Consider the following 12,179-nt stretch of genomic DNA (forward strand, 5'->3'; position numbering starts at 1 on the left):
AGAGTGCTATACTTTTCGACTCTCTACCAACATTGCTTTAGTTAGTTCACATGACCACTATTCGCGTTAAAGAAAACGAGCCGTTCGAAGTTGCTATGCGTCGCTTCAAGCGCACCATTGAAAAAACCGGTCTGTTGACCGATTTGCGTGCGCGCGAATTCTACGAAAAGCCAACTGCCGAGCGCAAACGCAAGCTGGCCGCTGCCGTGAAACGCCACTACAAGCGTATCCGCAGCCAGCAGTTGCCTAAAAAACTGTACTGATTTCCGTACTGGCGGTGCGCGCTTTCAGGTGCGCCAGTCAGGGAAATTGGTAGCAAACCCGCTCCGGTGTTGGTCCGCAGCGGGTTTTGGCATTTTAATGATCAAAAAATAAAATGAGCGGAGTGTGAAGATGGGTCTCAAGGAACAGATCACCGAAGACATGAAAGCCGCAATGCGCGCGAAGGACTCTGGCAAGCTGAGTGCAATTCGCCTGATCACGGCAGCGATCAAGCAGAAGGAAGTTGATGAGCGCGTTGAACTCGATGATGCGCAAGTGCAAGCCATCATTGAAAAAATGATCAAGCAGCGCAAGGATTCCATCTCGCAATTCGAGGCCGGTGGTCGTCAGGATCTGGTTGAAATCGAACAGGCCGAACTGGCCGTGTTGAGTGCCTACATGCCGGCAGCCTTGTCGGATGCGGAAGTGCAGGCGGAAGTGGCTGCTGCTGTGGCAGCAACCGGTGCTGCTGGCCCGCAGGACATGGGCAAGGTAATGGGCATTTTGAAGGCCAAGCTGGCTGGTCGGGCTGATATGACCGCTGTTTCCGGATTGGTAAAAGCCGCTTTGACCAAGGCTTGATCGGCGCTTGCCGATCTCTTCTGTTGCGACGTGATTCCACAGTCGTTTATCCAGGATCTGCTCAACCGCGTCGATATCGTCGATGTGGTGGGCAAGTACGTGCAGTTGAAGAAGGGCGGCGCCAACTACATGGGGTTGTGCCCGTTCCATAACGAAAAATCCCCCAGTTTTACGGTCAGTCCGACCAAGCAGTTTTATCACTGCTTCGGTTGTGGTGCGCACGGGACGGCAATCAGTTTTCTGATCGAGTATTCAGGCGTTGGGTTTGTCGACGCGGTCAAGGATCTCGCGCAAGGTGTTGGTATGACCGTGCCCGACAATGATGATCGTTTGCCGCCGGCACAGCGCGCAGAACAGCAGGCTAAGACGCTGGCGTTGTCCGAGGCAATGACGCTGGCATGCGATTACTACCGCAAGCAGTTACGACAGGATGAGCGCGCCAAAAACTATCTGAAAGGTCGCGGGTTGACCGGTGAAGTTGCTGCCCGTTACGGCATGGGTTTTGCGCCGGATAGCTGGGACGGGCTGCGCACGGTTTTTCCTGATTATGACGTCGAGGCCCTGGTCGAATCGGGTTTGGTAATTGATCGTTCGGACGAGGACGAAGGTGCACGGGGCGGACGCAAACGATATGACCGTTTCCGTGATCGCATCATGTTCCCGATTCGCAATACCAAGGGGCAAGTCATCGGATTTGGTGGGCGTGTCCTCGACAAGGGCGAGCCCAAATACTTGAATTCGCCGGAGACGCCGCTATTTCAAAAGGGAAGCGAACTGTATGGCCTGTTCGAGGCACGTCAGGCGATCCGTGATGCGGGTTATGTGCTGGTGACGGAAGGCTACATGGATGTGGTGGCGCTCGCACAGCTGGGCTTCCCGCAGGCAGTGGCAACGCTGGGAACCGCATGTACACCGATCCATGTGCAAAAACTGCTGCGTCAGACGGATCATGTGATTTTCAGTTTTGATGGCGACGGCGCTGGCCGTCGCGCGGCACGTCGTGCACTGGAAGCCAGTCTGCCGTTTGCAGGTGATAACAAGACGATCAAGTTTCTGTTTTTGCCGAGTGAGCATGATCCGGATAGTTTCATCCGTGAACAAGGCGCGAATGCTTTTGAGAAGCAGGTGCAGGATGCGATGCCGCTGTCACAGTTCTTGCTCAAGGAAGCGGTCGGCGACAATGATTTGAATACGCCTGAAGGGCGTGCACGGGCGCAGTTCGATGCCAAACCGTTGTTGCAGGCTTTGCCGGCATCGGCGCTGCGATTGCAGATTGTGCGCGGCCTGGCGCAGATTACAGACAGCACGCCAGCCGAGATTGAAGCGTTGTTTGAACTGGCGCAACCGGTAGCGCGCACACGTGTTGCGCCGCCGCGTGCAAAGCGTGCAGCGCCGATGGGACTGGAGCGTCAGATCATGCGTTTGCTGGTGGCGCATCCGCTTCTGGTTGATGAATTTGATCCTGCTTCGCTGGATGCCGTGATGCAGCTGGCACCCGATCATGCCGACATGCTGGCGCAACTTGTTACCATGTGTCGCGAAATGGGTGAGGCCGCGCGTTTCGCCGTGCTCGCTGAAGCCCTGCGTGAGGTAAGCAGTGATTACGACGCGATAATTGCAGAAATCGCGGCAGACACCGAGTCGGAAGCCGATGTCGTGCGTCTTGAATTGCGCGGTGCAATACGGCAAGTTCGGTTGCAATCCATCAAGGCGGAAATGGAGCAGGTCGCATCGGGCGGACTAAGCGATGAAGTGTCGAAAAACCGCTATCGGGAATTGATGATGTTGCAAGACCAGCTAAAGCGTCAGGCGCAGGCGGAAATCGTCGGCAGAGGCTGATTCCCCTCTTGTGTAAAGGGGAAAGTTGCCCCCATATGTTATAATGAAAGGCTTTCGATTCAACGCCTAGCAGAATGGCAACATCTGTGAAAAGGCGGGAATTGAAAAGAAAATCAACGAACTTGCGCGGCCATCGGCTGAAGTACCAGCGCAAACCTGCTCGCTGAACGGTGCAGTTTCGTCTCACGGGCACAACCTTGGCAGTGATCCAATGGCAAATGCAATAAAGAAACCCGCGAAAACACCGGCAGCGGCTGCGAAAACCAAAGCGGTCGCAGCAAAGTCCAGCAAACCAGTTGAGAAGAAGGCAGTGGTCGCCAAGCCGACAGGCAAGGCTGCGACTGCTGCATCCAGTACAAAATCAGCCACGCCGGCAGGCAAGGTTGCGAGCAAGAGCGCTGCGCCCGCAGCCAAAACTGTCGCAACCAAGACTGCCGCCAGCGTTGCTGCAAAGCCAGCAGCCAAGAAAGTACCTGTGACAAACAAGAAATCTGAAGTCAAGTCCGCTAAGCCTTCCAAAGTGGAAAGCAAGGTAGAAACACGCGCCAACATGAGCCCGCCAGCTGTCAGCCAGACCACTGACGCAGCAGCACTGGCCGCCATCGATACGTCTGGCTACATTCTGCCGACGGTCAAGGTGCCTGGTCGTCGTGGTCGCAAGCCGAAAGAATTCCAGCCCGAGAGCGATGAAATCGCCGCACTGAACGCGGTCGAACGCGCTGAGATGAAGGCAGTCGACAAAGCAAAGGCCAAGGATCGCAAGGCAAAAGAAAAAGCCTTGCTCAAGGATGCCTTCTCGTCCGACACCGAGGCGAGCGAAGAAGAGCTTGAAGCACGTCGTCAGAAATTGAAGACGCTGATCAAGCTGGGCAAGGAGCGCGGCTTCCTGACCTATGCAGAGATCAACGATCACTTGCCTGAAAACATCATCGATCCGGAGGCGATCGAAGGCATCATCGGTACCTTCAATGATATGGGTATCGCTGTCTACGAACAGGCACCGGATGCCGAGACGCTGCTGCTGTCCGACAGTGTGGCATCGGCAACCAGCGATGATGAGGCGGAAGCGGCAGCCGAAGCTGCATTGTCCACGGTCGATTCCGACTTTGGCCGTACTACCGATCCAGTCCGCATGTACATGCGTGAAATGGGTTCGGTAGAACTGCTGACGCGTGAAGGTGAAATCGATATCGCTAAACGCATCGAGGACGGCTTGCGCGACATGATTCAGGCGATCTCCGCTTGCCCGACCACGATTGCAGAAATCATGGCAGCAGCAGAGCGCATCTCCAACGACGAGATCAAGATCGACGAGATCGTTGATGGCCTGGTCGACCCAAATGCGGTAGAAGAAGCGCCTGTTGCGGCTGCCCCTGCAGCTTCTTCTTCGTCCGATGACGACGAAGAAGAGGACGAGGAAGAGGAAGAGGACGAAGAAGAAGAGTCCAATTCGGGCGGTGGTGCGGCGGGTTTCTCCAATGAGCAACTGGAGCAGCTCAAGCGTGATTCGCTGGAAAAATTTGCCAACATTGCGCAACAGTTCGACAAGATGCGCAAGGCCTTCGAGAAGGAAGGTTACAACTCCAAGCCTTACGTCAAGGCGCAGGAAACCATCTCCAACGAATTGCTGACCATCCGCTTTACCGCGAAGGTAGTCGAGAAGCTGTGCGACACGCTGCGCGGTCAGGTGGACGAAGTGCGCCAGATTGAAAAGCAGATTCTGGACGTCGCCGTGAATCGCAGTGGTATGCCACGCAATCATTTCATCAAAGTCTTCCCGGGCAATGAAACCAATCTGGCCTGGGTTGATGGTGAAGTCGAGGGCAACCACGCATACAGTGTCGTGCTGAATCGTAATGTGCCGGCCATCAAGGAACTTCAGCAAAAGCTGATCGACCTGCAAGCGCGTGTTGTCTTGCCGCTGCCTGATCTGCGCGCCATCAACAAGAAGATGGCTGCCGGTGAAATGAAGGCACGCAAGGCCAAGCGTGAAATGACCGAGGCTAACTTGCGTCTCGTGATTTCGATCGCCAAAAAATACACCAACCGTGGTCTGCAATTCCTCGATCTGATCCAGGAAGGCAACATTGGCCTGATGAAGGCAGTCGACAAGTTTGAATACCGTCGCGGTTTCAAATTCTCGACCTATGCAACGTGGTGGATTCGTCAGGCAATTACGCGTTCGATCGCGGATCAGGCACGCACGATTCGTATTCCGGTGCACATGATCGAGACGATCAACAAGATGAATCGCATCTCGCGTCAGATCCTGCAGGAAACCGGTGCCGAGCCGGATCCAGCAACGCTGGCGATCAAGATGGAAATGCCGGAAGATAAAATCCGCAAGATCATGAAGATCGCGAAAGAACCGATTTCGATGGAAACACCGATCGGCGACGACGACGATTCGCATCTGGGCGATTTCATCGAAGACAACAACACGCTGGCGCCATCCGATGCAGCATTGCATGCTTCGATGCGCGGTGTGGTCAAGGACGTGCTCGATTCCCTGACACCACGCGAAGCAAAGGTGTTGCGTATGCGTTTCGGTATCGAAATGTCGACCGACCACACGCTGGAAGAAGTGGGTAAGCAGTTCGACGTGACGCGTGAGCGTATTCGTCAGATCGAAGCCAAGGCACTGCGCAAACTGCGTCATCCTTCGCGTTCGGACAAACTGAAGAGCTTCCTCGAAGGTAACTGAGCGTAGACAGGTTTAAGGGCCTCTAGCTCATGCTTGGTTAGAGCAGCGGACTCATAATCCGTTGGTGCCCAGTTCGACTCTGGGGAGGCCTACCAAAAATTAAAGGGATTACGATAATTCGTAATCCCTTTTTGTTTTGCGTCGTCCAGACTGATCGTGGTGTGAGTTTTCGACAAGCTGATTCATTTCTTGTCGTCGTCCGAACACTGCAGATAAACGAAAAGAATCACCAGTGATGCCAATACGGCCATGACGATGGCAACGTCCAGATTCAGAAACTTCATCCAGCTGATATCGGAATAGAGGTCGGGAAGTAGCATGGTTGCTTGCCTTCAGGCGGCTGCTTGCAAGTATTGAGATAAGTGTAATGGTAAGCCTAAATGCGGTGTTTTAAAACCGAATCAGGCAGACGTGCCGAACAGGCAAGACATCGGAATGCCGCTTATTTTGCGTGAGAGGGGTTGGCTATCAGGGTTTGCGTGGCAGGCGCGCTCATGCTGCCGGCGATCTTGCTGACGGGGGTGTAGGCAAGAACGCCTAGTGCCGTTCCAGCCAGTGCATCAAGAAACACATGCTGTCGTGTGGCGATGGTCGAATACACGATCAATACAGCCCATAGCACATTGGCAACCCGTAATGCGGCAGGCACGTCGAATGAGCGTAGTTGTTTATTCAAAAATGCTGCCGTGTAGATGGCGAAGGCTGCGTGCAATGACGGTAATGCATTGGCGCCGCCATCGGCCATTTTAAGAAATGCGAGTCCCGGGTATATGCTCCAGTCGATGCCAAAGTCGGGTACCGATGTGGGCAGGAGCCAGAAGATGCCGATACCTAGTACACAGAGAAAAACGGCGCCCAGCAGATACTCGATCAGTTCCTGTTTTTGCCAGATCAACGAGGAAGGCAGGCAGACGTAAAACCAGAGCGACGCGTAAGGAACCAGTGCCCATTGCTGAACGGGTATCCAGTGATCTACAAACAGCAAAGGAATGACTGTCAGCTCGGCGAATGGCGCGGGATTGTGCATCACCCAGAAATAGGCAATGAAGAAAAGCGGGAAAGCCGCGGTGGTAAGGATACCCTTGATCATCACCTTGGTGAGGAAGCGTCGGGCCATTTCCTTTTGCCATAGAGAGACGTTCACAGATGCGCTTTCACTGGTTCTGCCCATCAAACAGGGGCGTGGATAAGTTTAGCTTCCTGCGGGTCGACAGCTGCCTGACCATTCTATCGTTTTGTCGACAGACTGTAGAAAGTGATGATGCATAGACTAATGTGACCGGTACAAAGTTCTTGCCATCCAACTCTACATGAAAAAGCGGCGAATGCGTCACATGACGTGGATAGGCGCTTCGCCTTTACTTGCCGATCAACCTGAATGGAATGATCGTGCATTATGGCAGCAGCATGTTATTTGGTGACGTTAGGCAAATCGAAATTCTTTTCGACGAGAGAGGGCCAGATCGATTCCCAACAGCAGTGATGATCAAAGCCAGGGACGACAGTGAGCTGAGGTCGCGGCGCTGAAAACCGGTTGAGGTAAACGCGCGCGATCGCGCTGCTGATGATTTCGTCTTTTTCACCTACGTAGTGATGTTGCGGAATAGGCTGTAGTCGTGCCGTGACATTGATTGCATTCAGCGAACCATGCAGTGGTGTGATGCGATGCATGCTGGTCCACGTCGCGTGATCCAGATTGCCTGCCACAGTGATGAGTGCAATGACGTCATTGCGCTGTGCCGCAACCAGGGCGGCAATCGCGCCACCACCCGAGTATCCGACCAGCCTGATCTGTGCCGCCCGGCTTTTTTGCTTGAGCTGATCAATGGCGATACTGGTGGCGTCAACGACTTCAGGTGCAAAGCGGTGACTGGTCCAGTAGCGTGGTTCGCAGTGACGCTGCTCATTGGCTTGCACAAACTGGCATGGACGGGCGAGGTAGACAGCCTGCCCAGATTGATCCCGCAAGGCAAGCTTCAGTGCCAGCGGATCACGCGGCGTTGGATCCAAGGAGGGCGTGGACACATTGATCCAGGCCAGTCCATCCCCTTCGATGTACACGGTCAGCGTGTTTACTTGGGCACTGCTGCGCGGCGTATAAGCGGCAAGCGTGAAAGTGGGCGTTGTGAGCGAAGTGCGTGTCCAGCCGTGTTGCGAGGCCAGATGGTCTGCTTGCGCCTGTCGCGTTGCCGGATCAAGACTGCTGCAGGCGCCGAGCAGGAGCAGCGCACTCAATAGCAGTCCGGGCAGCAGGCACGCACGAGTCAGGTAAGGAGGGGCACTTTGCATCGATCAGCAACGAAATCAGGATGATGTCGCAGATTCTCGCTGAAAAAACGCATCTGCTCTACCGCGATGTCATCAGACTGTTGTACGCACGATCAGACAGGCAGTGCATCGTTCTCCGCATGCATGAAAATGCGCCGCTGCTGCAGTAGCTTGCGTGCTTCCGGGGCAGTTACCGGCTTGGCAATCAGATAGCCTTGTGCTTCGTCGCAGTCCAGATGCTGCAGTGTTTCCAGTTGCGCGATGGTTTCCACGCCCTCTGCGATGATGGACATGTCCAGCTCTTTCGCCATCAGGACGATGGTTTTGACCAACACGTCGGCCTGACTACTGGTGCCAAGACGTGACACGAAGGCACGATCGATCTTGATGACCTGCATCTCGATTTCCTGCAAGCGTGACAGGGACGAGTAGCCGGTGCCAAAGTCATCGAGATGCAGCTTGATACCCATCTGGCGAATGGCGGTGATCTGATCGATCACGGCGGGTACCTCACTCATCATGACGGATTCGGTCAGTTCGATCTCGATCAGGTCCGCGGAAACCTTATGGCGTTTCATCAAATCCTTGATCTGCTGATCTACCCCACCTGCATCCAGTTGACGCGGCGAGATATTGAGAGAAATCGGAACGGGTGTCTCGCCCATGTTTTGCCAGGCGGCGATCTGCCTGAATACGCAATCCATCACGAGTGAACCCAATGGCACAATGCTACCGGTTGATTCTGCCAATTCAATAAATTGTGCTGGCGGGACGATGCCTCTGGTGGGATGCTGCCAGCGGACCAGCGCTTCAAAGCCGCGAATGTCTCCAGTGCGCGTATCCACGCGTGGCTGATAGACCATGAAGAATTGCTTCTTGGCGATTGCGTAGCGCAGCTCCTCTTCGGCGTCGAGTTTGCTGCGGATACTTTGATACAACTCGTCGTTATAGAAACGGAAAATACCTTTGTGGTCGCTCTTGCTGGCGTACATCGCGATGTCGGCTTTCTGGATCAGGGTGTCGGCATCAAGGCCATCTTCGGGAAAGAGGCTGATGCCGATAGAGCTGCCGACATTCATGCTGTGGCCCAGTATGCGGAAGGGTTCCGTAAAAGCTTCGGTAATGCGTGAGGCAACTCGCTCCGCTTCTGCGGTGCTTTCTATCGTGCTGAGCAATACGGTAAATTCATCACCGCCCAGACGTACGACCTCATCGCCTGCGCGGATGACAGACTTCAGCCGCTCCGCGGCCATCTTGAGTAGTTTGTCACCGACGGCATGACCAAAGCGATCATTGGCTTGTTTAAAGTCATCCAGGTCGATGAACAGCACCGCCATGGCTTTGTTACGATGACCGGCAACACGCAGCAAAGTCGGCAGGGAATTGACCAGCCAGTAGCGATTTGGCAAACCTGTAAGAGCGTCCGTATTGGCGGATTTGATCAGTAAACGCTCACTTTCTTTGGTTTCACTGATGTCGCGCAAGGTGACCGCCAGACCTTTGCCGGAACGGATCAGGCGCCGATGCACCCACTGCGGTGCGCCGGGCAAGGCGGCGCTGACTTCAAATTCATCTTCAAAGAATCCGGTTTCCATGGCGTGGCGGAAAGCCGATAAAGCGGTTTCGAGATCCTGCAGTAGTGAAAATTCGGACAGACGTTTGCCGATCAAACTGCTTTTTGAATAGCGGGCCATGGAGGCACCGCGCGTATTGCAGTCTTCGATCACGAAATCTTGGACTGTGCCATTTTCCCGATATAGTGCGCGCATGGTGAAGAAGCCTTCGCGCGCTTCATCGACCGCGAGTTGATAGGTCTGTCTGATCTCATCGGCTTGTTGTTTCCGCGCTGCCATCCGGATGGACAGGCAAGTACCAATGGCGGCGATCAGAAGGAAAAGCACGGTGCATAACTCGGCAAACTGACGATAGCTGTTGATGACTTCTTTTTGTTTGGCCAGCACGTCCGATTCGGACAGGCCAGCATAGGAAATCAACGGATAGCCCATGAGTTTGTGCCAGGCGAGGATGCGCGCATCTTGATCCTTGTACTTGTCTGCATCCATCAGCATCACGCCATGATCGGTTGCAAACACAGGCGGGTTGATATGAACCTGACTGCCTCGAATGTTGTTTCCCTTTTCGCTGACCAGCAGTGCGCCATCCTCGTGGCGAATCGAAATAAAGTCATGCGGGTTCAACGCCCCTTCATCATTGAAAGAGGCGAGAAAAGTCGGATCAACGCCTACCGTGATGACACCATCGAACGCGCCATTTGCTGTCTCCAGTCTTCGGGTAAACCGAACGATCGTCTTGCCGGAGCGCCGTCCCACTTCCAGTTTTGGCGCGACGCGCAAGGTCATCGTCTGATGGGCTTTATGGAATTGGAAGTACTCGCGATCCGATACATCAATGGGCGCTCCTCCCAGAGAACTGGTTACCCCCATGCCGTTGCGATCTACAATCGTGATGTAAAGCTGCGGTGGCAACAGACCACGTCGTAACGCTTCGCGCAAATCAAGATCCATGCCCTGTTTTTCCCACAAGTATTTGACGTTGAGGGTAACGGCATCGATTTGCTGCACACTACGCGTAAGCTGTTCCGAATAGGCACGTGAGATCGACTGTGCGCGTGCCATCGCATCCTGCTCCGCATTGTTGCGGATGTCGGATATTTCATCCAATGCAACGATCCAGACTGTCGCCACCAGGATTAGAAAAATGATCGGCCACAGAAACAGGGAAAACACTGCTCCCTGCACAAAACCATGCCTGGATTTGCCTTTTGCCGGAGAGCGTTGCGGAGTCACGTTAGGGCACTTTCTTCAAGATTTATCGTCAGTGATCGGTGTATGCCGTTTTGTGGCGTGACACGAGCACATTGGTGGCGCAACCGTTAGTTGTGCCATCTGGATCATTGTAGGAAGTGCAAGCGCCTTCTAAAAGGCTGGATTGCCGAGAGGTAATGAAGGGAAGGCCTGATTATCTTGTAGGGAATTACCTTCAATCAGGTATGGGATGTGGCCAAGAACAGACAACAGCGCGACAAGCGAGGGCAATCGAAGAGGGATGAATCAGAGGAAGACAAACGCACCAATCAAGACGACAACGCTACCCAAGCCGAGGGCGATCGCCATACCCATTAGTAGTTTGGAAACACGTTCCTGATCGGCGAAAAATTCACGAATTGCTTTGATCATGCATACCTTTCTGTGTTCAGTCGATGAGGGTGAGATGTACAACCAGACGCAACACAGAATGATTTTACCTGCTATTCGATCGCACAAATAAAAAAGCGGGCTTCCGAGGAAGCCCGCCGAATGCGACGAACAACTTACATCAATGTGTCTTAGGCGTTTGCGCCCGCTGGTGCAGTACCTGCAGCAGCTTGTTCTTTCTTCAGCAGGTCTGCCGAGTAGGCAACGTGCTTGGCCAGCGTTGGACGCAGGGCAACAACTGCCAGAACGGCTGCGGTCAAGTCCATGCATGCAACGGTGTACAGAACGGTCGACCAGGTGCCGGTTGCTTCCATCATCAGGTTACCAACTGGGACGAACAGCGCGCCGATACCTTTGGCGCAGTACAGCACGCCGTAGATCTTGCCGATGTGCTTGGTACCGAAGGCATCGCCTGCCAGTGCCGAGAACAGCGAGTAGACTTCACCCCATGCCAGGAACACAACGCCCGACAGGATCAGGAATGCCCAAGGATTGTGACCCCAGTAGCCGAGAGCGATAATGCCGAAGCCTTCCAGCGTGAACGCGATGACCATGGTTTTTTCACGACCGATGTTGTCCGATACCCAGCCAAACAGTGGGCGGGAGATACCGTTCATGATACGGTCAAGCATCAGTGCCAATGGCAGCGCAGCCATCGTGAAGAAGTACAGATCAACTTCAAACTCTTTGACGCCCAGATCTTGTGCGATCACGCCCAGCTGAGCCACCGCCATCATACCGCCGGTCACAACCATGATGAACATGGTGAACATGAGCCAGAACAGCTTGGTCGACAGGGCTTCTTTCAGGGTGTAATCACGACGCGATTGTTCCAGCTTGGCCGACGATTTGACTTCGTTTGCTTTAGGCGAACGCAGGAACCATGCAGCGATAAATGCCAGACCACCTTGCAGCAGACCGAAGAAGAAGAACGTTTCCTGGAAGCCGTCGGATTTGATCATCGCAGCGATCGGGAGAATCGTTGCAGCCGAACCCATACCGTAACCACCAGCGGTCAAGCCAACAGCCAGACCACGACGATCAGGGAACCATTTCAACGCGTTGTTGATACAGGTTGCGTAGATCGAACCAACGCCGATACCACCAACTGCTGCGCCAACGTAGAAGCCCATCAGGGTCGTTGCTTGCGAGTTCAGAACCCATGCGAAGCCGATGCCGATTGCACCGAAGGCAACCATGACGCGTGGACCGAATTTATCGATGAAGAAGCCTTCGATCGGTGCCAGCCAGGTTTGAACCAGGACGAAGATGGTAAATGCGATCTGGATCTCTGCGCGAGCCCAGCCGAA

Annotated in this window: 10 protein-coding genes and 1 tRNA gene; 5 read left to right on the top strand and 6 right to left on the bottom strand. The window is 54.1% G+C overall.

The features are described 5' to 3' along the window. The first annotated feature begins 50 nt into the window (after positions 1 to 50). From rpsU to IEV29_RS15060, 5 genes are all read left to right on the top strand, one after another. A complete protein-coding gene (gene rpsU, locus IEV29_RS15040; protein WP_188382143.1) occupies positions 51 to 263 on the top strand; it encodes a 30S ribosomal protein S21 in 213 nt (70 codons plus the stop codon). A gap of 130 nt (positions 264 to 393) precedes the next feature. Continuing rightward, positions 394 to 843 (top strand): GatB/YqeY domain-containing protein, encoded by a 450-nt coding sequence (locus IEV29_RS15045; RefSeq protein ID WP_188382144.1) that lies wholly within the window; start codon positions 394 to 396, stop codon positions 841 to 843. 30 nt (positions 844 to 873) lie between these two features. Then, positions 874 to 2,682 carry a DNA primase gene (gene dnaG / locus IEV29_RS15050; RefSeq protein ID WP_188382145.1) on the top strand — a complete coding sequence of 603 codons (1,809 nt, stop codon included), beginning with the start codon at positions 874 to 876 and terminating at the stop codon, positions 2,680 to 2,682. A 211-nt stretch (positions 2,683 to 2,893) separates the two neighbouring features. Beyond that, positions 2,894 to 5,386 carry an RNA polymerase sigma factor RpoD gene (gene rpoD / locus IEV29_RS15055; protein ID WP_188382146.1) on the top strand — a complete coding sequence of 831 codons (2,493 nt, stop codon included), beginning with the start codon at positions 2,894 to 2,896 and terminating at the stop codon, positions 5,384 to 5,386. 16 nt (positions 5,387 to 5,402) lie between these two features. Then, positions 5,403 to 5,481, top strand: a tRNA-Ile gene (locus IEV29_RS15060). Between the two features lie 87 nt (positions 5,482 to 5,568). On the opposite strand, the gene IEV29_RS15065 is transcribed toward IEV29_RS15060, so the two are convergent. The 6 genes from IEV29_RS15065 to oxlT form a co-directional block, all read right to left on the bottom strand. After that, positions 5,569 to 5,706: a hypothetical protein gene (locus tag IEV29_RS15065; protein WP_188382147.1), complete on the bottom strand. Its 138-nt coding sequence runs from the start codon at positions 5,704 to 5,706 to the stop codon at positions 5,569 to 5,571. Between the two features lie 122 nt (positions 5,707 to 5,828). Continuing rightward, on the bottom strand, positions 5,829 to 6,530 hold the full coding sequence (locus IEV29_RS15070; protein WP_229726433.1) for a phosphatase PAP2 family protein: 702 nt from the start codon (positions 6,528 to 6,530) through the stop codon (positions 5,829 to 5,831). 266 nt (positions 6,531 to 6,796) lie between these two features. After that, positions 6,797 to 7,621, bottom strand: coding sequence for an alpha/beta hydrolase family protein (locus IEV29_RS15075; RefSeq protein WP_229726434.1), 825 nt, complete (start codon positions 7,619 to 7,621; stop codon positions 6,797 to 6,799). Between the two features lie 146 nt (positions 7,622 to 7,767). After that, positions 7,768 to 10,359, bottom strand: coding sequence for a bifunctional diguanylate cyclase/phosphodiesterase (locus IEV29_RS15080; RefSeq protein WP_229726435.1), 2,592 nt, complete (start codon positions 10,357 to 10,359; stop codon positions 7,768 to 7,770). Positions 10,360 to 10,725: 366 nt separating this feature from the next. After that, on the bottom strand, positions 10,726 to 10,851 hold the full coding sequence (locus IEV29_RS16310) for a hypothetical protein (RefSeq protein ID WP_268234314.1): 126 nt from the start codon (positions 10,849 to 10,851) through the stop codon (positions 10,726 to 10,728). 149 nt (positions 10,852 to 11,000) lie between these two features. Further along, the coding region (gene oxlT / locus IEV29_RS15085; RefSeq protein ID WP_188382150.1) for an oxalate/formate MFS antiporter at positions 11,001 to 12,179 on the bottom strand (1,179 nt) is incomplete at its 5' end.

It is taken from the genome of Oxalicibacterium faecigallinarum (genome assembly GCF_014635705.1).
Classification (GTDB): Bacteria; Pseudomonadota; Gammaproteobacteria; order Burkholderiales; family Burkholderiaceae_D; genus Oxalicibacterium; species Oxalicibacterium faecigallinarum.

Bases quoted from the DNA above. Each gene is read 5' to 3' on its own strand.
- rpsU (WP_188382143.1), top strand. From the start codon at position 51: ATGACCACTATTCGCGTTAAAGAAAACGAGCCGTTCGAAGTTGCTATG.
- IEV29_RS15045 (WP_188382144.1), top strand. From the start codon at position 394: ATGGGTCTCAAGGAACAGATCACCGAAGACATGAAAGCCGCAATGCGC.
- rpoD (WP_188382146.1), top strand. From the start codon at position 2,894: ATGGCAAATGCAATAAAGAAACCCGCGAAAACACCGGCAGCGGCTGCG.
- IEV29_RS15065 (WP_188382147.1), bottom strand. From the start codon at position 5,706: ATGCTACTTCCCGACCTCTATTCCGATATCAGCTGGATGAAGTTTCTG.
- IEV29_RS16310 (WP_268234314.1), bottom strand. From the start codon at position 10,851: ATGATCAAAGCAATTCGTGAATTTTTCGCCGATCAGGAACGTGTTTCC.